Source organism: Flavobacterium araucananum (assembly GCF_002222055.1).
GTDB lineage: Bacteria > Bacteroidota > Bacteroidia > Flavobacteriales > Flavobacteriaceae > Flavobacterium > Flavobacterium araucananum.
In genome coordinates, this window is the sequence record NZ_MUGS01000015.1 from 16,839 (window position 1) to 39,820 (window position 22,982).

At 33.4% G+C, this 22,982-nt stretch carries 19 protein-coding genes and 1 pseudogene; all 20 read left to right on the forward strand.

Going from position 1 to position 22,982, the window contains the following annotated elements; all coding sequences use genetic code 11:
* Window positions 1-21: 21 nt before the first annotated feature.
* On the forward strand, window positions 22-1,917 hold the full coding sequence (locus B0A64_RS10115) for a DUF4280 domain-containing protein (protein WP_089479397.1): 1,896 nt from the start codon (window positions 22-24) through the stop codon (window positions 1,915-1,917).
* Between the two features lie 2 nt (window positions 1,918-1,919).
* A complete protein-coding gene (locus B0A64_RS10120; protein ID WP_089479398.1) occupies window positions 1,920-2,303 on the forward strand; it encodes a hypothetical protein in 384 nt (127 codons plus the stop codon).
* Window positions 2,304-2,555: 252 nt separating this feature from the next.
* Window positions 2,556-3,461: a hypothetical protein gene (locus tag B0A64_RS10125; protein ID WP_089479399.1), complete on the forward strand. Its 906-nt coding sequence runs from the start codon at window positions 2,556-2,558 to the stop codon at window positions 3,459-3,461.
* A 33-nt stretch (window positions 3,462-3,494) separates the two neighbouring features.
* On the forward strand, window positions 3,495-4,379 hold the full coding sequence (locus tag B0A64_RS10130) for a TssN family type VI secretion system protein (RefSeq protein WP_165769793.1): 885 nt from the start codon (window positions 3,495-3,497) through the stop codon (window positions 4,377-4,379).
* Window positions 4,380-4,465: 86 nt separating this feature from the next.
* Window positions 4,466-5,602, forward strand: coding sequence for a hypothetical protein (locus tag B0A64_RS10135; RefSeq protein WP_089479400.1), 1,137 nt, complete (start codon window positions 4,466-4,468; stop codon window positions 5,600-5,602).
* Between the two features lie 10 nt (window positions 5,603-5,612).
* Complete coding sequence (locus B0A64_RS10140) at window positions 5,613-6,104, forward strand: hypothetical protein (protein WP_089479401.1); 492 nt, start codon at window positions 5,613-5,615, stop codon at window positions 6,102-6,104.
* A 10-nt stretch (window positions 6,105-6,114) separates the two neighbouring features.
* Window positions 6,115-6,585, forward strand: coding sequence for a type VI secretion system TssO (tssO, locus tag B0A64_RS10145; RefSeq protein WP_089479402.1), 471 nt, complete (start codon window positions 6,115-6,117; stop codon window positions 6,583-6,585).
* Complete coding sequence (locus tag B0A64_RS10150; RefSeq protein ID WP_089479403.1) at window positions 6,575-7,510, forward strand: PKD domain-containing protein; 936 nt, start codon at window positions 6,575-6,577, stop codon at window positions 7,508-7,510. Before tssO ends, B0A64_RS10150 begins: the two co-directional genes overlap by 11 nt.
* A gap of 3 nt (window positions 7,511-7,513) precedes the next feature.
* On the forward strand, window positions 7,514-9,838 hold the full coding sequence (gene tssR, locus B0A64_RS10155; RefSeq protein WP_123875907.1) for a type VI secretion system protein TssR domain-containing protein: 2,325 nt from the start codon (window positions 7,514-7,516) through the stop codon (window positions 9,836-9,838).
* Between the two features lie 10 nt (window positions 9,839-9,848).
* The gene (locus B0A64_RS10160; RefSeq protein ID WP_123875908.1) at window positions 9,849-10,625 is read left to right on the forward strand and encodes a DUF5457 domain-containing protein; all 777 of its coding nucleotides are present in this window, start codon (window positions 9,849-9,851) and stop codon (window positions 10,623-10,625) included.
* Between the two features lie 215 nt (window positions 10,626-10,840).
* Window positions 10,841-11,236: a type VI secretion system tube protein TssD gene (tssD, locus tag B0A64_RS10165; protein ID WP_089479406.1), complete on the forward strand. Its 396-nt coding sequence runs from the start codon at window positions 10,841-10,843 to the stop codon at window positions 11,234-11,236.
* Window positions 11,237-11,934: 698 nt separating this feature from the next.
* Complete coding sequence (locus B0A64_RS10170; RefSeq protein WP_089479407.1) at window positions 11,935-12,798, forward strand: glucosaminidase domain-containing protein; 864 nt, start codon at window positions 11,935-11,937, stop codon at window positions 12,796-12,798.
* Window positions 12,785-13,447 carry a hypothetical protein gene (locus B0A64_RS10175; RefSeq protein ID WP_123875909.1) on the forward strand — a complete coding sequence of 221 codons (663 nt, stop codon included), beginning with the start codon at window positions 12,785-12,787 and terminating at the stop codon, window positions 13,445-13,447. The genes B0A64_RS10170 and B0A64_RS10175 overlap by 14 nt, the downstream gene beginning before the upstream one ends.
* Before the next feature lie 29 nt (window positions 13,448-13,476).
* Entirely contained in the window at window positions 13,477-15,246 is a 1,770-nt protein-coding gene (locus B0A64_RS10180; protein WP_089479409.1) for a type VI secretion system Vgr family protein, read from the forward strand.
* Between the two features lie 8 nt (window positions 15,247-15,254).
* Window positions 15,255-16,604 carry a hypothetical protein gene (locus B0A64_RS10185; protein WP_089479410.1) on the forward strand — a complete coding sequence of 450 codons (1,350 nt, stop codon included), beginning with the start codon at window positions 15,255-15,257 and terminating at the stop codon, window positions 16,602-16,604.
* A gap of 2 nt (window positions 16,605-16,606) precedes the next feature.
* Window positions 16,607-20,797, forward strand: a complete 4,191-nt coding sequence (locus B0A64_RS10190; protein WP_089479411.1) for a DUF6531 domain-containing protein — start codon at window positions 16,607-16,609, stop codon at window positions 20,795-20,797.
* A gap of 17 nt (window positions 20,798-20,814) precedes the next feature.
* A complete protein-coding gene (locus B0A64_RS10195; protein ID WP_089479412.1) occupies window positions 20,815-21,228 on the forward strand; it encodes a hypothetical protein in 414 nt (137 codons plus the stop codon).
* 182 nt (window positions 21,229-21,410) lie between these two features.
* Window positions 21,411-21,971: pseudogene (locus B0A64_RS25515) on the forward strand (RHS repeat-associated core domain-containing protein); the annotation flags it as partial.
* Window positions 21,972-21,983: 12 nt separating this feature from the next.
* On the forward strand, window positions 21,984-22,364 hold the full coding sequence (locus B0A64_RS10205) for an immunity 22 family protein (protein ID WP_089479414.1): 381 nt from the start codon (window positions 21,984-21,986) through the stop codon (window positions 22,362-22,364).
* Between the two features lie 335 nt (window positions 22,365-22,699).
* A complete protein-coding gene (locus B0A64_RS10210) occupies window positions 22,700-22,909 on the forward strand; it encodes a hypothetical protein (protein WP_089479415.1) in 210 nt (69 codons plus the stop codon).
* Window positions 22,910-22,982: the final 73 nt, after the last annotated feature.

The window sequence follows — 22,982 nt, forward strand, 5'->3', positions numbered from 1 at the left end:
CATTAATAAAATATCATTTTAATGGCAAAGCCAGATAATACTTTAAAACGAAAACAACGTGAGGAAAAAGAAAAGGCCGAGGATGGTTTAAAATTTGTAATTAACGGAGCCAAACTCAAATGTGACTTGTGTACTGTTCCGGAAGGTGACTTAAAAGTAAATTTTGACACACCTACCATACAAGACAAAAAAGTAGCTACGGTGGTAGAGAAAGACAAGAAAAGCGTAATCTTTAAAGGTAATTGCAAGAAAAGCCCCAATAGTTCCAGCCCCTGTGCCTCAGTGATGAAACTTGCTGATTGGAAAGATGTTGGTACAGTATATTTTCAGGAAAAGTTTCCGCTACTTCTTAAAAGTACTATAAAATGCGAATATGGAGGCGTTGCAATTAAAATTACAGATTGTGCACAACGCAACGAGATAAAAAATCTTGATGTTACAGGCGCACCTGTGCCAGGTTATGCACCTGATTTTACTATCAAATTTGAGTTGGACAAAACTGAAAATACAATAGTGCCATTTGGAATATTAGATTTTGAAAAAAAAATAGAGAATCAATTTTTTAGATTTAAATATAGCCTTAAAGAGTCTAACATAGATGCCTTTTATTTTGAGATAATTAGCGAAGGCGGAGATCTACTATATGAAAATAATTGGCTAAAACCTGTAATTATTAACAATGAAACTAAAGAAAAGCTATTTAAGTCCAAAAAGACCTCGCATATCCCGATGGTTTCTGCAGAAAGACCTGTAGGTAGTCCTGATCTTGAGCCTAAAAATTATACAACTATGGGAAGTTACATTATAAGTTGGGATGGTTTTGATACTAATGGAATTTATGATAGCACCAGATTTAATGGTAAAGATTTAAAAGCAAAAATTACGGCAATAAAAAACGGAATGCAAAAAAGTATTGTTGTAGATTTTTCTACAAAATACAGCCAAGTAGATTGGACGGATGTAAAAATTGACAAAAAATCAAAACGAATTGATGTTACTTTAAGAGTAAATCTTAAAGATGGTGGAGCAAAAGGACTGGATTGCAGTACCTATACAATAGATACAGAAGCTAGTTACGAAACATTTACACCAACAACAGGTGTTGATCCTCTTGCAGGGACAAAAATTACAACTTGTGATTGGGATAAAGTTCCTGCTAAAGTAATAAACCCGAGTCATCCTGTTATTAAAAGCAGGACAAAAACATTTGATGAATTGAAGAAAATGGCTTTTGCTGGTCTAGAAAAATATTGGGGAAGAAACAAAAACAATATAGTTGGTAAGAATGTCAATATTGTTGAGGCTTATGAAGTTTATATAAAAGCTATAGATACTTCTAAAAATGCTTTACATTCTCTACCATTAGTGTATAATACTAATAGAGACTGGATGCGTTCAGGAAATCCAGGTGGGAGCTATTCTGATGGTAATCTGGATGACAATTTCTTAAATGCTTTACCAGATTTAGGTGTTATACAAAGGTTATCTTATAATGCAGGACACATTAAACATGACTGGAAAGGAGATCCACATGATGGTTGGCGATATCATTTAGAAAATGATGTAAACACAGCTTATGATGCTATTTCGAGTTTTAAAGAAACTGCTGCTCATGAATTAGGACATGAATTATTGCAAGCATACGCAGGAACGGTGTTTTCTTGGCAACATAAAGGAAGCTCATATTATTTGCCACAAGATACTAAACCGATAAAAGGGTCTGAAACAATTAGTGACAAAATTTTTCATTTAGATGAAATGTCTGAAACTTCGGGAGAATATTATCCTAAAAAAGGAGAAATAGATTTAATGAAATACTATAATAACGAACCAAATCCTAAAGATATTACACGGCTAGTTGCATCCGAAAGAGACGTATTAAGTTTAATTTGGTTAACAAAAATTAAAATAAAATAGCTATGAAAAATAAAATTATTTGGCTGTGTTTTTTATCAATTATCTTTTATTCTTGTTACCATGAATGGGTATTTAGGCCTGAAATAAAAGGATATGTTTATGATGATCAAATCAGAGAACCAATTGTAGCAAAACTTTATTTTCTTCCAGTTGAAGAAGATTTTACTGATACAATTTCAACAAATTTAAACGGAAAGTTTTTGTTTTCTAAAATTTCATCTAGAGATTGGGCTTTGCCCGCTTTAGAAAAGCCGAAAGGTCCTCCTACTTCAAATAAAATAATTGTTACATGTCCAAATTTTGTTAATGACACTATAGATTTCACAGAAGTAAAAATAGAAGATAATGTTATTATGCTTGACACAATATATTTAAAACGTAAATAAAATAGGAAGATAAACAAATTTTCCCATTAACACCAATGTGACGCACGCGCCAAGAGGGAGAGAGATAAGTAGACAAATTATCTCATGAGAATGAAAAAAGGTTAGAAAGTAAGTATAGTGGGGAAGCTACTAAAAAGTAATTGTAAGAGAAGATAGTAAGAGATACGAGGCAGTAATTTTTAAGAAGGTTAATATTTAAATAATAAAGCCACACGAAAGGATTCGTAAGATATCGACGGAAAAAAATAAGTTATGGAACAAGATATTACTGTTTTAAAACAGCAGGTTAATTTTAATTTAAGAGGTGAAATTCTTTTTTATGAATTGCAGAATATTCTAAAAAATGATACCGAAGTTTTTGTTCGGCACAAAGGTCTTTCGAAACGGAATAATTCGAGAGATGCTATTGATATCTCGTCGATGTTGTACCAGGAAGATTCAAGATTTACTAAGGAAGCACTTGTTTTACATCTGGCGAAGAACAGCATTTATCATAATTTGCCGGAACTACTTTTTCATCCCCTGTCTGTTAGTAATTCTACAATGTCTAACAAGGAGATTGTAGAAGCTGTAAAGGAAAATAAAGAAACAGAAAACGATGTTTTAGATTTCTTTATGCCTTTTGATAACGAGCTTTTTTCGGCAAATGCAAACTTTGCCATCAGGAGTCTTCACTTGTTTAATGATAAGATTGACTTGTTTCTTAATGTAGTTGATGAGTTGGTGGGTATTGAATTTGATTTGTCTAAAGAGCAAAAAAAGAATCTGTTCATTTATTTATGTGAGGCTGACAAGCTAAAAGAAAACCTGCCGGAACTGGAGAAAGTTCTGGAAATGTTACTGGGTAACGAGGTAAAACTAAAATATAAAAAACATGTTTTTAAGGCATCTCCTTTTTTAAAATTAAGCCAGGGTACTCTGGGGTTTGATTTAGGGCTTTGCGGATCTGTAGAAAGTGAGATCGATGATGTCGAGGTCACTTTATATTTTGAAGGTAATATTGATTACCCCATTTTAGAACACAAGATGGCCCTAACGCGCAAGGTGCTGGAATTTTTTATTATTAGTACCAGAAAAGTTGATATTGTATTTTTTAATAACTATCAACTGGGCATAAAACTAGACGAGAACTATTTGGGTATTAATACCATTTTATAATTTTTAAACCATAATAAAGAGATACATTCTACTATGAATACAATACTACCATTTTTTTTAAAATATCTGTTAGCCCCGTTTTTGATACTTATTGTAACGCTTATTATGAGCCAGGTTTCGAATATAAAAATCAAAACAAAAGGAGCTATAATCTTTGTTTTATGTTTTTCGCTTATTGCGGCTGCACCTTGTTTATCTGCTTTTTTTAACAATGAGTATGTTTGGTTTGGCTTATTGATTTCTGTCTTTTACTATTTATTCATCGGTATTTTGTTGTTGTATTTCATGAATTCTGAAATATTTCAGAAGGTGGGAATACAAAATAATCCGCTTGCCAAAATTTTCCTTTTTTTAATTGTAATAATTCTCGCTTCCTGGATATACTATCTCGCGTTTAATTATATCGCCATATCCAGTTATGCTTATATAAGTATGCTTAATATTTTATGGTTGTTTGCACCCATATTTTTTCAGGAATCAAAGAAAAAATATCTGCAAATTCCAGAAGCTTTTTATGAATACTGGCGAGTTGGGAAAGAACGTAAGGATATTGAGTATTGGGACAATATCGATAAGTTTCGTTTGATGCAGGTATCGATAAACATAAGGAAAAAAGCCAACTCTGAATTCTTTTCAAAATTTGATGTAAAAATTGCCCAGGATGTCAATTTGGGTAATTGGTTTGATAAGTTTATTGAAGACCAGAATTATAGATTTCCTAATGATGCGATCGAATCGAGTGCTGAGAATGAGGATACGGGCTGGACTTTTTATACGTCAAAATATTTCAGATTTCCTTTGTTTATAAGAAATCTGAGCCCTCATCAGACAATTTCTGAGAGTAAGCTGAAAAACAAACAAACCATTTTTGCCAAGAGAGTTACTTTGAACAGGCAGCAAAATGAGACTGAGGAATAATTAAAATTGATCTTTTTAATCCTTGTTGGCTTAAAAAAACAAAATATAGAAACTAACTAATACTAGAATAAAACAACGTAGCAATTATGAAATCAAACATACATTTACCAATTAACTGGACAGATGGTGTAAAACTGACCAAAGACCATTTTATTAATAATTATTTCAACTTTGTAACAATTGTTAGCGATTACAATAAAGTTCAGTTAAACAATTTTAATTATGGCTGTATCCAGCCGGCAGGTAACAAATCTATAGATATTGAAGTAAAAATAGAAGGAGGACAATTAGTTGCATATTTAAAAAAATGCGACTTAATTGCTAAAAATGGCTACGTAATCTCCTTTAATCAGGATATCTATGGGACCAAACTTCCTGAAGCAAGTATTAATGCCAATGATTTAGATCGAAATTCTTTTGAGTACTACTATGTTGTTGTTTCTATAAACCCTTATGATCTGATTCCTGTAGGTATTCCTGATCCGGAGATAATTCCGTTACATCACCCACATGCACTTCCGGAAATCAAATTGCATATTATCAAAAAAAATGAAGTAAATGATAATTTTTTGTCAGGCTACTTTTTGATTGTCAAAAAAATTGCCTTCCAAAACGGAACTTTCATTGAAGATGGTAAATATATAGCTCCGGTTGTAAAAACAAAAAATAATGAAATTCTAAATCAATTCATTGCAAGAGTAAATACAGAATTGTATCAGTTGAATGATTTTTCGATAAAGATTCATAAAAAAAATGTACAGAGTTCTTCTAATAACAGATTGGTGTCTAACACCTTTAGTTTGTGTACCAAAATAATCGATTATTATGCTGAGCACTGTTTTTACCTTAAAAATATCGCTCCCGAAGAATCTCCTGTTTATATGTTTGACAGAATAATTGTTCTGGCGAATCATCTTATTTCGACATTAACATTGATGGATGACAAAGAGAAAGAAGTCCTTTTGCAATATTATTATGAATGGATTGACGTAAAACCATCAGAATTATTAAGTGTTTTATTCGAAGCAAAAAGTGCGGTTTACGACCACAATGATATTGCGCAAACACTCGAAAAGCTAAATCAGTTTTTAGGAATTCTAAAACGTTTATGGCAAAAATTAAGCGAATTAGAATACATCGGGGTTAGAAAAGAAAACATTGTAATTAGTGAAGAAACCAAAGTGTCAGCGCCAAAAAGCAATACGTGGTCAATACTAGATTAAACAAACAACTATGAAACCACTTAATTATCCTACAATACGTAAAAAAAAGCGAAAGTTTTTGATCATATTTTTTGTAACATTCACTTTTATTTTTGGCTGTCTGTATATCACGTTAGTAACTGCAAACAAAGGTGTTGCAGAGCTGGAACAAAAACATAAATACTATAATGATATTGCAGTAAAACAAGGCGAAATGAACTTGCTTTTGGACGAAATCTTAATAGAAATCAATGATTTAAGATTTAAAGACAGAACCTTAAACGAGCGTAAAAATCTTCAGTCTCTGATCAACGAAAAAAGATTCGCGATCAATAACGAGATTCAAAAGTCAAAAACCAATCTAACAAATTCTTTTGGTTTATACGAGGAGTTTTTAGTCGAACTGCAACGCATTCAAACCAAAATTGATGTTTTGAAAGAGGCCGAGACAAATTACGATATCAATAAAACTCAGCTTAAAAAATGTATCGATAAACACAATCAGGAAAATAATAAAAAATAATCCCAGAGTCATGAAGAATATAATAGAATTTGATGAAACATATTGGAAAAAAGTAAAATTCAATTTATTATTTATCATAAGTGCTTGTGTTATATTTATTGGTGTTACCAAGTTTTTATTGAAAACACCCAATTTTAACAATACAGATATGCTTAACAGAATTAATGATTATGAAAAAATGCAGAAGATTAAAATAGATTATGCTAATAAATCCAAGCGAATTTTCAAGACTATAGATACTATAAAGTATGATATCAATCAGGTGCAGCGAATCGATGAGGTAAAAAGGAATATATCAGAATATAAACAATTGTATAAGGATAACGAATTTCATTCGTCGTATAACTTTTGCTTGATTGGCGGGAACTTATTAAATGTTTTTTTAGAGATAAACCTTGAAGAAAGTACCGTTAGAAAAAACGATACTCTTGTACAAACGAGTCTTAACGAATGTAAAGCAAATTTTAAAAATGAACATTAAAAATAAAACAGTAGTTATCCTTTTGTTCTGCGTTGCGGTAATTTTAGTGATAGTAGCATTACTATTTCCTTATAATAAAAGATTGAGTAATCTTGATTTTTCGATAGTAGATGATAACGATAATCATCAATATGAATTGAACGAGAAGTTATCTTTTAAAATTAATGACAGTACTTTAATATCAGATAAAAAAGCCGTTTGGTATTTTGGTAATGGAGATTCAATTGTTAGCAAAGGAAGCGTAAATTATACTTACGACAGAGTGGGCAAATACTTAGTGACGTTAAAAATTGATAATAAATTTGATTTTTCAAAACAAATTAATATTGTCAATGGAAGAGCGATGACAGCAAAAGATTCTATCCCAAAAATATTTTGCTCAGAGTTTGGTTATGTAGGCGAAGAAATTGTGTTTACAGCATATTCACCAAGTTCTAACAATTGGTATTGGGAATTTGGCGAAACAGGAACGATTGATTCTTATGAGAAACAGGCCATCTATGTTTTTACCAAACCGGGTATTTATACTGTAAAGTTAGAAACTGATAAAACCAGATATCCAATAACAAGAGAAATAGAAATTCTTCAATTGTATGAACCCTTCAAAGAACCGGAAGTTGTTGATTCTGCCGGAATTGTATTGAATGATATAAAAAAACGACTTCAAATCATTGCCAATCTGGGTGCAAGAGATACCAGAACGTATAAAGAGCAGGTTAATTATTTAAAAAATAAATATATATGCAATGATTTATCTGATGTGGTAGTTGTGGTAAACGAAGAAAAATACAATGACTTTTTAAGTTATTGTCAGGGGCTTCATTATCTGGATGGAAATTCGACTATAATTCAGGAAGTAAAGCTAGATACCATAAAATGCTTTAAGCAAATGAATATTACCCAAAAAACTAAAAAAACAAAGTAATAGATGAAAATTAGCATTTTACGTAGGTATACCTCTTTGCTGTGCTTAATGGTTACAAGTGCTGTTTTTTCGCAGGTTAAAAATAGTACGAGCGTTCTCACTAAAACAGAAAAAACAGTTAACACTTATGATAACGAACCGCAAAAAGAAAGCGAAAGATCAGAGCTTAAATTGGTTTTTTCGGATAGAAGCGATAATAATATATATGAAGAACCTTATGGCGCCAGAGTAAAAAACAAGGCAAATATTCTGGCTCCGATGTATGTGATCGATGAAGATAAAAATTATTATGAAGTTGTGGTTGCTGATAAGAAACTTATTGGTAAACCCAAAGGAACATTGGCTGTTTTGCGAAGTAAAAAAAATCACTTTTCGAATACCAAAGAAGTACAATATTTGGGTTGGATAAAAAAAGATAATGTAATTGAGTACAGCAGGGCAATGCAAAATCAGACCAATTTAAAGTATGTAAAATATTTTGTGGCGAGCAATACCCTGGACAACTTATTTACCAGTAGTAAAAATGTCAAAAAAAGTACGCTTTTATTAAAAAATGATCCAAACTTAGAATCTGTAGCCAAGAAAAATATTAAGCTAAATGATTTTGTATACGTGTACAAAATTAATAAAACAACCAATTCAGCCTTTGTATCCAATTTTGATGATGTGATGACAAAGGATACAACAAATCTTAAATACGGTTGGGTTCCTTTGCAATATTTAAATCCTATAGAGGATAATGTGGTTGTAAAACTGAATCCTACGGATACATTACAATTTTCTTCGGGAAAAATTAATTTTCTGGCGAATGAACTTTACAAGAATACTTTTTTTGTAAACGAAAATCAAACAAGTGACCCTGTCAAGTTTGGTAACATGACTAAGATTTCGTTGCCTGTAAATGTTTGGAACCACGACAAAAACAAAATAACAAACCTAAAAGGCGATGATATTTCGATTAAAACTATTGAGCAAATCGCTTTGCAAAGCAAGAGTATTAACTTTTATTATGTTTTTGAGAATAACAATTCGACCAAACAATATTTAAAGAAAACCCTCTCGGCATTACAGAATCTTAAACTAACCACAAATAGCGAATTATACGCAAACTATACTTTTACGTATTCGTTTATCGCAAAAGGAAAGTCTAAAAGTTATTATCTGATAAAATCACAGTCTTTTTCGAAATGGTTTGATTTGATTGAAAAAAGTATCAAAACTCCGGATGAAATTACAAAAGAGAATGTTTTGCCTAACAACAATACGGGCATTAGTCAGTTCTTGAATCAGGATACCAATTTTGAGAACAACTTTTTTATCCTGACAGGTTTAGAAGGCTCTATAAATTCGGTACTTCCGGATAGCTTTAGCATATTGGCAAAAAACAATGCAAAGTTATTGTTCATACTTTTTAAAAATGAAAACAGCGCTGATAACCAGGATTTTATTCTACAAAGTAAAATGTATTTAAGCGAAGCGAGTAATGCCAATAAAAGAAATATCCAGAACTATTATGTAGACCCAAAATTGGTTACAAAAAATGATGAGTTTACTTATAATGGCGATGTAGATAATGATTATATCTACAATGCTCCCTTAAAAAGTAATTTTAACGGTGGTATTATATTCCCTAAGCTAAATGGTGAACTTACTCCTGAGACGATCAATAAAGCAATTGACAGCGTTATTAGTAAAACGATAAAAACAAATAATGCATTATTAAAATCGTTGACGCAATACAAAAATGAATTTAGCTTTCTAAGAAGTGTGCCAAGTGGAACCATAAAAAGCCTTGTTCAAAATTATCCGCGAAAAGATAGTATTGGTACAGAAATTCCCAAAAACTACAAAAGCGAAACATTTGTAATAAATGCGCAAGATACTCTGAACAGTATTTTAGAAAATAAGGTAAATATTTTACTTACCGAGGGCGAAATCAAGCAGCTTATCGAGAACTACAGAGAGTTAATAAGTAAAGAATATACTAACGTAAATATTGACAAAGTCGAGATTTTGAGCTTTAGGGACAGGTGTAAAATGTTTGCTAAAAACATTAGAAAAACAGAATATATAAGATCGAGAAACTCTTTGGCAGATTTACTTTATTATAAAACCAGAATATTTGTAAATAGTGCTGAGTTGCACGAAATAAGAATTAAGGATATTAGAAAGTTTAAGAAAAAACCGGATGAATTCAGGACAATTTTTACAAACTTAAATGCTAAAGTTGAGGTTTTAGAAAAAATGCAGCGCAATAATACTTTTGAGGTTTTTGATGATGAATCTCAGACGAAATATTATTATATATCAAAAAAACTTCTATTATAAAATAACGATTATGGAGATTATCAATACAATAGATATGGCAAAGCCCTTGCATGAAATAATTTTAGAGCTATTTTATTTTGAAAGCAAAGGAAAGCCTTGTGAGCTTACCAAGAAAGAAATTTTATGGAAACTAAAAGACCCCAGCATTACCGAATATCAAATCGAAGAGGTGCTGAACTGGATGGTGCATCATAAAAAACTCAATGAAGGTCTGGGGCTTTACAGTTTGGACCGTTTTGAACTTATAGATTTAGAAGAAAAATTTAAAACCGAAAGATTGAATAAAGAGAAAAAACAAGAACCTATTTTTTTTACGAATTACAGTACCATAAATAACATTCATAATGCAGTCAGGCCAAAACCTCTGGAGATAATTGTTCAGTATATTTTGCCTACACTTTTGCTTTCTTATATCGTTTTTATCTTTTTTTTGGTAAACAAGTTAAACAACAGCTTCGAAGTCAATAACAACAAAATCGAAGATGTGAGTGAGTTAACTCTTAAAGAACCTAAAACCGGAGTTATCAGGAAAAAAGCAGCGCTATCTGATAAAGAGGTAAAACGCTTGTTTTCTAATCAGCATCAAAATATTTTATATTTAAACAAGACAATTGATTCTTTGCAGAAACAGGTAAACAAAATAAATGAAATTCATACCACTGCAACTTTAGATATAAAAACTCAGATAAATTCTTTGCAACCGCAGGTAAATGCTATCATCCTGCATATTACAGTTGTGCTGTTAGGATTTATTTTTCTATTTTTTATGAAAAATATTATTAATTAAATGGATATATTAAAAATATATTTGTATATTCGTACATAATTGATTGCGAAACCTCTTCATCTTCCTAAAAGAAGCAAATCAAAAAAAGTACTTTTTAAGTACAGAAAGAGGTATTCTAAAATCAATTAGAATACCTCTTTTTTTTGTCAATACTAGTAAGACAATAAAGAAGAGGATTCTAAAAAAACAATTTTTAACAACTTAATTATTTTATTATGGCATTTAAATCAATTTTAGAATTCGAAGGAAACGAGTACCAAGTATTATTTTCAAAAGTAGATATGTTAAGACATACTGACGGAAAAGGAGCAGTTTCATCTGAAATTAAAGGAGGTAGATTAAATCTAAGATTAAAATCTACAGACAATACTACTGTTATCGAACAGGCAGTAAACAGTCAGCACAAACCGGTAAGCGGAAAAGTAAAGTTTTTTAAAGCTGATTCTGAGCAAGTAATGAAAGAACTTTCTTTTGAGAATGCTTTCATCGTATTCTTCAGCGAGCAATTAGATGCTTTGGCTGAAACTCCAATGACTACTGAGATCACTTTCTCAGCAGAGAAAATTACATTAGGTAATGCTACATTAGATAACAATTGGGCTAAAATTTAATTTTTCCCTATTGAGCAAGAAGCGGTCAATAACCGCTTCTTGTTTCTATATATCTTAGTCTCTTTTTACGATGATCTGTAGAAAGAAAATAAAGATTTGTTTTATTTCTCTAAATTTTAAGGAGTCTTTACTAGACAAAGTAATTTTCAGAGAATGTTTATGTCATTGATTCTGGTCACTCGATATACTTTAATCATTAATAAGATTCTTTTTTATTGGATTGATTTGGAGAGTTCCTCGTAGGACAGTTTATAAATAAATAAGATGATGCCACTACAAGATTTTGTTTATAATAGTATAGATAAGAATTTTTTCTTAAAAAAAATGTTGTCTGTACTTTTGGCACTATCCTCATTTGTATACTATTATATCTATTCTTCTTTTATAATAGTAAATATTGAATTTATATACAAAACCTTCTTAGCAGCATATTTCTATATTTTAAAGATAATATTAGCAACCTCAATCACTGGTTTATTTTTATTTTATTATAAAAATAATTTCAACTTTTTTGCTTCAAAGCTATTATTAATTCTATGGGGTTTTCACCTATTGCAAAATCATAAACGGTTTTTAATAATTGATCGATCGGATTATCCATCAGTTTTATATATCAGATTATTTCCTAATAGAATCAAACAGTAAAAGGCGATATTTTTTTACAAGTATTGAATTATATCCAATTAACAAATTAAACCATGGCTAAATCTTCATCCTCAGGAAAACACAAAAATGCCAGCTCATTAGGAGTCAAAGGACCCCAGTATAACAGACAAACGGGTCAATGGGAAAACACAGATAAGTTAGGTGCGATGATGCAAAGAAGAAGCGCACAGGGGTATCGTGTCGCAGAGGATGTTAAAGATAAAAGTTTAAATTCTGCACCTAAAAAAGAAAAGCCTGTTCACCACCAATTTTTGACAACAATTGCTATCGATATTTATGATTTTGCCAAAGCAAAGGGAGCATCTTCTAAAGGAGCATTATTAGTATTGGCGCAGGCAAGTTTGGAAAGTGGTTATGGAGCATCTGCCATAAAAAATGATGATTATAATTTATTTGGAGTAATGGGAAAACCGTCTAAAAGGAGTACCAGTCACGGTACTGTAAAAGACTATTCTACTTTGGGAGGTTACCAAGCCGCTTTGACGGATTATTTTAATAAAATAGATAAAAACTGGAGCTATTTTTCTACTATAATAACAAAAGATACTATAACTGCAGATGATATTGACAAAGCTTTTAATACAGGAAAATATTATCCAACAGAAAAAGAAAGGCATGGCGGTAAATATACCTATAATGCTGATAAGGATGCTGCGGGTAAAAATCATTATGGAGAACACTTATTAAACCAGATAGGTGATTTTAAAAAACGTTTCAAAAAAAGTTTAGATTATCAGATAGAAGTCAATAAAGAAAGATTAAAGGAAATAAATACACTATTAACAAACAATTCTCTTTTATTCACAGATCCTGGAAAAATTAAACTAGAAGATGAAAAAAGGTCACTTATTAGCCAAAACGAAAAATTTAATTCTATTTCAAATGAAATTAACTAACTTTTTTATACTAAAAATATTTCTACTTGTTTTTGTCTTTCTGGGATGTAATTTAAAAAGCAATGAAAAAGCTGTTGTAAAACAGGTAACCAAAAATCAGCAGGAAAAAGTTGAAACTGAAACTGAAAACTTAGAAGTTAAAGACAAAGAAGGAATTATATATACAATTAAGTATTATAATGATAGCATCCATGTAGATCAGGGTAAAAAGAATATTATAAAAATAGGATATCTGGATCGATTAGACAAAGTATTTCCTGTAAATGGTTTAATCGTAAATGATAAATCTAAAGATTGTTATATCACAGACAATCATATTCTTTTATTGCCCTTAACCGAAGTAAATAATAGAATAAATTTAATAGCAATTGATTTAGTAGATAAAAAAGAAATTAATTATCAATTTAAACAGACCTCAGATATCCTTACGACAGCTATTAATTCTTTTTATTTTAATGAAAAAAGCAACATAATCATAAGTACAAATAGTTTGAATTATGAAGGGAAAACAACCGTTCATTATTACAAACTTGATAAAAGTTTAATAAAACATCAAGGAACCAAAGAGTTAAATTTAACTTCAGAAATGCTGGATAGCAATGAAGCATTTTTTAAGTTTTTAAATACAAATAACAATAACATTCCTTAAGAGTAGCTACTAATACAAAAAAAGAACCTATGACACCACCAACTATCATTTTTGGAATTGATTCTAAAAAAATAAGCCACTTTACCAGCATTGAGTTGGTACAAGTAATAAATGACCATCATCGATTTGAAATTCGTGTCCCGCATGCCGTTGTAGAAAGTCCTTTGGCGTATACGCTCGAAAATGCACAGGGATGGTTAGGTAAGGTGGTGCATATTATACTTGAGGAAAAAAATAATTTTTTGGGCGTAGTGACCAATATCGATTTTGATCAGGAAATGGGACATTCCGGAAATCACATTATAGTATCCGGATATTCTAAAACCATATTGTTAGAGTCCGGAGAAAAGTTGCATTCCTGGGAAGAACTACCATTAAAAGATATCGTAAAAGAAGTAATAAAAAATGGAGCAGGAGAGCAATTGCAAAACGAAATAAATCCTGAATATACCAGCAAAATGGATTACCAGAATCAGTATCTCGAAACTGATTTTCAATTTATTCAGCGATTGGCAAAACAGTACAATGAATGGTTGTATTATGATGGAGAAAAATTGATTTTTGGTAAACCTAAAAGTTTCGATTCCCCCATATCTTTAACCTACAATAGTGATATTTCAAAATTAAAAATATCAGTGCAGGCAGTACCTAATAAATTTAGTGCTTTTACCTACAATGAAAGTGCCGATAAGCGTTATACCGCAAAATCTAAAGATACAGTAGGTGGTTTGCCAAAATTAGGGAACGAAGCATTTGCCTCTTCAAAAGACGTATTTGCAACACCTGCATACACGCACGGTATTGTAAGTACAGGCGATGATTTGGTTTTAGAATCTTTCTTAAAAAAGAAACAGGAAAGTGCTGCTGCCGATACCAATTTTGTTTCGGCCACTACACAAAACTCAAAACTAAAAATAGGAAGTATAGTAAATGTACAATCGAGTGTTTTAGAAAACTCAAGTTTGATAACACAAGAAGTAGGTTCTTATATCATTACCGAAATTACGCATTATGCGACACATTTAGGAGAGTATGAAAATAATTTTAGAGCCATCCCTTCAAAAGTACTGAGCTTGCCGGAACCAGATGTAGCGTATCCAATTGCACAAACGCAACAAGCTCTGGTAGAAAGCAATACAGATCCAAAAAACAAAGGAAGAATCAGAGTACAAATGCTTTGGCAACAAGGCACTTCGATGAAAACAGCCTGGCTTCGTGTTATGACTCCTGATGCAGGAAGTAGTGATAAAGTAGGAACCAATCGCGGAATGGTGTTTATACCGGATGTGGGCGATCACGTTATGGTTCATTTTCGTTATGGCGATCCTAACAGACCTTTTATCCTTGGAAGTATTTTTCACGGAAAAAGCGGTGGAGGAGGAGGAAAAGACAATAACAAAAGAAGCTTTGCTACCAGAGGCGGAACTTCGCTTGTTCTTGACGAAGAAAAAAACACCTTTACAGCCACAGATCCAAGTGGCAATATGATCATGCTTAACGGAGACGGAACGATGACTATTTATGCACCCAATAAAGTCGATATACAGTCTAAAGAAATAAATCTTATTGCAGATGAAAAAGTCAACATTAGCGGAATAAATGAAGTAAATGTCGATAGCAAAAAAGTACTCGTTTCAGGTACTGATGAGGTTACCGTAAAAAGTAACACGCAAATTACTGATGAAGCACCAAGTATTAATATAAAAGGGAAAAACACCATTTTGGCAGAAGGAAAAGTTGTCGATATAGATGGTAAAACGATGACCAATGTAAAAGGAGGAATTGTAAATTTAAATTAACATCACAAATGAATAATGCTCACAATCCAATTGCTGTAAGGGTCGAAAACATCCAGAAAATCTGGAATAAAACCAGAACAGATAAGCCAAAAGCACGAATTTTTAGTATGGTTTGTCTTACTGACGATTTTCCGTTGTTAGATGGTTTTATCAGATTAGAATGTTCTGTATACGGTAGATCCGCAGATTCGTTTGTAGCTTTTGAGATTGATTTTTATGATAAAAAAGATTTTTACATCACCCTTACAGAACAATGGATCCTAACCTTTGAAGAAGACCTGAAAAAAAATCCGGGTTGGCATTGGGAAGATTTTGCCACTTTTAAAGAAGTATTGCCTGAAATTAATAAACTAAGCATCCAGGATCTTAAAGATTTTTATATGAAATTGCTTGTAAGTTTTAAAAAATTTGAGGCAAAAACCGATAACCTGTTAATCGTTAGTTTTTTAATAAAAAAAGCCAGTGATCCTGATTTGTTAATCGAGAGTATAAAAGAACTTACAACCTTACTACCCGATGATATTGGTTTTTTATTTCTGGATTATCAGGAAAGAAAACTGTACCATAAAATGATTGATTCCGTAAAAGAAAAAGGAATCATAATAGAAATTCCAAATCAGGATATTAATAACGCTTACAAAGAAATCGCCACACAGGGAAATCCAAATGATCCCCAGGTGCGGTACAGAAAGTGTTTATTTGAAATTGGTGAAGCAGCAAAAGGCAAAAAACAGGAGAAAGTAAAAAAACTGGGCAATGAGCTTATAGATATTAGCAAGAGTGTTGGAGAAACCAGTTTTTGGGCATCATCCTATCTTATTTATGCCAGTTTTTTATTTCAGTTTAAAGACGAAAAAGAACTTATTCATGAATTATTGGATAAAGGAATAAAAATAACAACCCCTTTTTATAAAGAGAAAGAAGATATTGCGGGAATTTTAATGCAACTGTTATCTTACAAAGGATCTCATTACAGCATTGCAGGAGATCGTGATCTGGCGATACTTTACTTTTTAAAACACGTTGCAATAGCCAAAGAAACAGAGCAGGAAATGCAGGTAATTAACGGTTATAATTATGCCTTGTTACTGGCTGCAAAAAAGAGAGACGGGCAATATACCGAAATTCTAAACGATGCATTTGAGTATGGTTATGCTCTGACAGATACCACCCTTAAAATAATCAACTTTACCTTTATAGCCAACAGCTATTTAGAGAATGATCCTAAAATAAATTATGCAGATAAAGAGGCAATAGCCAATAGAATGGCAACTATTTTTGGAGACAATTGGAGAGATAATCCAAAGCAGATTGCCAAACAAATCCAGGAAGAATATCAATTAAGCAACACCTATTAATTATGTTACTAACCGATAATCATTTGACCATTGTGGTAGGTATCGACATTCACTTTACCACCTTACCACCGTTTAATCCCTTTCATCCTTATATAGGTATTGTTATTGATCCTGCAGATTACATTCCGTTTTTAGGAACCAGTGTTCATGTAAATGGTTTTAAACGCGGCAACTCAGATACCGGAGGTATTATTATTCCGCTGGTGCATATTCCGCTTTTTACCCCACCCTGGCTTATGACCCCTATTATTGGTCATGAGAGCATGAACTTTTTTGCGTCACAAACTGTTTTTTCCGATAGTACCCGAATGAGCCCCAAGGGGCACATGCTGATGACTTGCAATGATATCGGAATCCCTTTGTCAATGTCCATAGGTAAAACCAAAATAGGCAAGAAAATGTTACCTTTTGCCCCCACCCTTTTTGCCCCAACCTCATTTTCCTTGCCTATTCCTACCGGAAAACCTGTAATGGTTGGAGGTCCTTATCCGCCTGATTGGGGCGGTATGCTTACCGGACTTTTGGCCAGTATTGGTTTTAGTACCCTGATGAAAGTGGGTAAAAAAGCGTTTAATAAATTGCTTAAGGGGTCTGTTGGCCCTAACTGGCTTAGTAAGTTGTTGTGTAAGGCAGGCTTTGAGCCGGTAAACCTTATTAACGGTGCCGTGATTTATGAAGGCAGCGATTTTGATATCGCAAGTCCTATAAGCCTTAGCTGGGAACGCCGCTGGTACTCGGATTCTGAGTATGTGGGCTGGCTTGGTCATGGCGTACATTGCGTATATGACAGGGCTGTAGAGTTATACCCGGAAGATGATGCTTTGGGACTTCGTATGGATGATGGCAGAATCGTCGCTTTTCCAACCTTGTTGCCCGGAGAGGAGTTTTACCTGCGTCAGGAAAAAACAACTTTAAAAAGAACAGAAAGTGGTTATCAGGCTTACGATCATAAAAGCAAACTTTTTTATGATTTTACTCTTTTTAACGGTAAAAAATACCAACTGACCCAAATTAGCAATCCTGACGGATTGTGTATTGTTTTTGAGTTTACAGGGTACCATTTGCATAAAATTATTGATGCCGCAGGCAGAACTATAAAGGTAAGTACCCAGGAGGGTCTTATTGAGAAATTAGAACTTGTAACTCCAGAACAGGACGAGCTTTTAGTAGGGTATGAATATGACGAGCAGTACAACATGGTCGCGATTCTTGATGCTCTAAAGAAACCAACGGTGATTGAATTTGAGGATCACTTGATGGTTCAAAAAACAGACCGTAACGGACAAGCTTTTTATTGGCAATACGACGATCAAAATCGTTGTGTACACACCTGGGGCGATGGCGGCTGGCAAGAAGGCTGGATCGAATACCATCCTGCTCTGGGTTATAATCTGGTAACGGATGCCAACGGAGCGGTAACGACTTACTACTATGAGCCAAGCCAGCTTGTAACTCAGGTAAAAGATCCTATGGGCAATAGTGTTTTTTATGACTATACGGAGTTTATGGAACTCTACCGCGAGATCGATCAGGAAGGACGCATCTTAGGCTTTACATACGATGACATGGGGCATAAAATAAGTACTACGTATGCTGATGGTACAGAGGAAATGATGCTCTACGATGAGGAGAATCGTCCGTCGATTGCCATAGATCCTGAGGGACAAAAAACAATCTATTTGTATCACGATCACAAAGCCCACCAACTTAAAACCATCATAGCGCCGGATAAAACCAGTACTCATTTTACATATTATGCCAACGGACTACTGGCAAGTGTGGCCAAAAACCACAATAAACTTCAACTGGTTTACGACGAGCAGTACAACCTTGTGGAATGGAGAGAAAACAACGAAAAACTCAAATCTTGGGAGTATGACTACCGCAGCCGGGTAAAGGCGATTTACACGCCCATGCAAATGGCGGATTATTTTAGTTATGATGCTCTGGACAGGGTACAGCAAATCGTAGAGAAAGACAGCAATATTATCGAATTTGCTTATGACAATTATGATGATGTATTGGCTCTAAAAGACAATAAAAACAACATAAAGTTTACCTATACTCCACTGGGGAGTTTATCTACCCGGGAGCAAAACGGCGTAAAAGTACGTTTTGACTACGATAAGATGGAGCAACTCGTTGGGATAAAAAACGAAGACCACGAAGCCTACTATTTTGTTCGAAACAAAGCCGGACACATTATAAAAGAAACTGCTTTTGATGGTATCGAAAAAAAATACAGCCGTAACCTTGCCGGAGAAGTCACCCGAATCGACCATGGCAATGGCAAATTTACCGAATATGAGCAGGATGCTTTAGGACGCATCACCAGAGCCAACTATCATGATGGTACGTGGGAGATTTACAGCTACAACAAAAACGGACAGCTGGTAGAAGCGACCAACCAAAACGTAAGTATCTTCTTTGAGCGTGATGCAGTGGGGCGTATTGTGCAGGAAACTCAGAAGCAACAGCTTGATGCCAGCGAAAACGGCATCACGATAACCTCTACCTACAATACTTTAGGACAGCGCACCAATATGAGTAGTAGTCTTGGAGCTGATATTAGCACACATTACAACCAAAAAGGACAACTTGAGCGCATTGAGGCTCAGAGTAACGAGCTTAAAGAGCAACACCAGACTTGGGAAACAACCTTAAAACGAGATGAGTCAGGTCGGGAGATCGAGCGTTTTGCCACAGGGGGATTACACATAAAAACAAGCTATAACAATAGTGGTAAGCAAAAAGAGCAGGAAGTATTTGCCAATGGCGAGCGCAAAGGTTCGCGTTATTACAACTGGGATACCAACCAGCAATTGCGAAGTGCGGTAAACCAGCTAACCCAAAGCATGACCTATTTTGATTATGATGACTTTGGCAATCTTGCCAAGGCCAATTATGATGGCAAAGGAGAGCTTTATAAAACGCCCGATGCAGTAGGTAATTTATACAAAACCGCGGATCGAAGTGATCGTAAATACGGCAAAGGCGGGAAGCTGTTGCAGGACGAAGCGCATTATTACAAATACGACGAACTGGGCAATCTGGTACATAAAAGCCCACGAAACATTATTGCCCCGCTTACCTTTGCAGCTCCAACAAACTGGATCGATAAACTCGCGGGCAATAAGGCCGAAGAAACCAGATTGCAACAAGAGCATGAGGCCTGGCAAATGGGCGATACGGCTTATAGCTGGCTGGCTAACGGAATGCTGGAAAGCGTGACCAACCCGGATGGGAAAGTGGTGCTGTTTGAATATGATGCTCTGGGAAGACGTACGGCAAAAATTGCAAACAAAGAAATAAATCGTTATGTTTGGGATGGCAATGTTCTTATTCACGAGTGGAAGTATGATCTGAGACAAAGACCTGAGCTTGTGGTAGATGTCGATGATTTGGTTTATGATAAAGCAGAACCTGTCGAGAATCTGATTACCTGGGTGTATGAGGGGGCTAGTTTTGTACCTAGTGCCAAGATTGCGGGTGATGAGAAATTTTCTATCATCAACGATTATATTGGTCGTCCTGTTCAGGCTTACAACGAGAAAGGGGATGTTGTCTGGGAGACAGATTATGATATTTATGGTGGTTTAAAAGATTTTAGTAGCGATAGAAGTTTTATTCCTTTTAGGCAACTTGGTCAATATGAAGATGTAGAGACGGGATTGTATTATAATAGGTTTAGGTATTATTCGTCTGATGTAGGAATGTATATTAGTCAGGATCCGATAAGGTTAATGGGAAATAACCTGAATCTTTATAGTTATGTATCTGATAGTAATTCAAGAGCGGATATATATGGCTTAAATGATTGCGAAATTAAAAGAATGCATTTAGGCGATTCAGGACATCACGTACCTGCTGTTAGAAAATCTAAAAATAGACCTTTTGAGGTATCCAGAACTGATAAAACAAGACCAACTTTTCATTTTAAAGGAGATGATCCAGGGCATGATCACTGGCGACTTCACGAAGCCGAAAGAGATGCTATAGGCCCAAGACAAGGAGATTTTGTAGGGACAGATGATGAACTATTTGATGCTTATAGAGAAGCTTATAAAAATTTAGATGATATAAAAGTTGATGTATTATCTCCTAATGGGACACATAATTTAGGTACAAATGTTACCCCTAAAGAAGGTGTGAATTTAGTTCAGGATTGGTTAAAAATAGAAGGATTGTATTGATAATAAATAATAATAAAATGGAGCAAATTTTAAAAAAACTAAACTTTTTTATTGAAAATAATTTACCTTTAATTTTGGCAAATTATACTGAGGATGATTTTGACATGATTTTAGACCAAAGAGATGAAGATTCTTTTTCTGAAAAATGGATGGAAATATTTAATATTGTCAAAGAGAAAGTTATTGAAAATAACATAGACAAAACTATTACAGACAATTTAAGAGAAAAAGTTTTTAAATTAGTATTTTCTTTAACCAATCATTCTGATTTGTCTTCGTATGTATCTGATGATTTTGGACTAATAGTACAATCTATACAGGTTAAATATAATGATTATTGGCTAAATTCTTTGTGGTTAGAATACAAAAAAGGAAATTTACCTTATGAGAATTTAGTAGAAACTAATGCAGAATTAATAGATTTAATATAAATCCCCCGATGTATGAAAAGTTCTTTAGAAGTGCTGTGCGAGTGTCTCTGACTTCGCACCGACAAGAATCATTAAAGAAATTTGAGTATAAAAACAACAAACCCGCCAATTTAGCGGGTTTTGTTTAATAAATAGTTCTTTGAAAACTAAAAGTATACGCAGGGTTTCCTTTTAGGCAACTTGGACAATATGAAGATCTAGAGACGGGATTGTATTATAACAGGTTTAGGTATTACTCACCCGAGACTGGATTGTACTTATCGCAGGATCCGATTGGATTGCATGGAAATAATCCCAATCTCTATGCCTATACACGAGATACAAATTATTGGGTAGATATATTAGGGTTAGCACCTTGGGCTAACGGAGGATTTAATCAATGGTTTAATAATGCATCAGTTCAAGATATTATAAATAATAAAGATGCTGTTTCAGATGCTTTGAGAGCGCCTGGAGGAAAGCATGAAATGTTTCTAGTTTCGATTGCTTCAAAAGCTAAAGAATTAGGATTTACAGCTGAGGATATAAAAAGTATGAGTGTCGATACAGACAAAATTACTTTTTCAGGGGTTACAGATAGTGCAGGTAATCTACTTCCTGATGGACCACATCATAATAGTAGAGCAGGAAGACATTTTCATAATAAATTAATAAAAGATTTGAATGATGCTACATCAAAACAAGATGCTTTAGATATAATTAAAAGGCATCATGATGCTCATATGAAAATAAAATGTAACTAAAATATTGAAAATATGGATTATTTAGATAAAATTTTTTTATGGCTTGGTAAAACAAATAAAAGTCAAAAGCAGTTTGATGAATATTTTGAATTAGATTATTCAGAAGATATTGATAATAGAAAAATATGTGGTTTCTGTAAAGATATTGGTAAAAAATGGTATGATGAAGATTTCATAGGTTATCTAAGATTTAATGAAGAAATGACAGTTCAAACAATTTTAGAGCAAGTGCCAATCAGTCAAGATGATATAGATAAAGTGCTAGATAAGTGTAAAGAATTAAAAATTGAATTTGTTAATTCAGTATACTGGTATTCTGGTGAGATAGAAACTCCATCATTTAGTAAAAAATATAATGACTTATCTTACATTGGTGAGTATAATCTTGATTAGGTGATAATACTTCCCTGTCGATGCAAGCTTCTAACTTGTATACTTAAAGTATAAAACAACAAAACCCGCTATTTTGCGGGTTTTGTTGTTTATAAGAAGATTTTAAAAGTCAAAGAAAAGAAAGAAAAAGCAAATAGGAAATCAATAAAGCGGTCTCATTCCAGTCGTTCACTTAGTTCCATTCGTCGCTACCAGTCCCCGCCGCGGCGGGTCCGTTCTCGCTCCTCATTTCACACGTTCACTACCTTACATTCGGTGTGGCTATTTTTATTTTTTTTAGCCGAATATTTGTTCGAAACTAGATACGTTCAAAAAATTGCGTCCAAAATGGGTAAATGAATACATTAATTATAAAAGAAAAAGACAAAATGAACTCTTTGTCTATTCATCAGAGTGTTATAAAGAACTTACCTAAAACACATGATTTACGTGTGGTTCAGGTCTTTGCAGGACATATGAAAAGCACTACTACTGAAAAATACAGAACCAATAATTTTGAAGATTTACAAGCCGATATTCACAAACTCCATCCCTTAAATAAATAAAATAAGAGGTTTTTATTTCAATTGAAAAAATGGGCAGAATGCCTAATGAAACTTTAGATGACGATCCATCTGT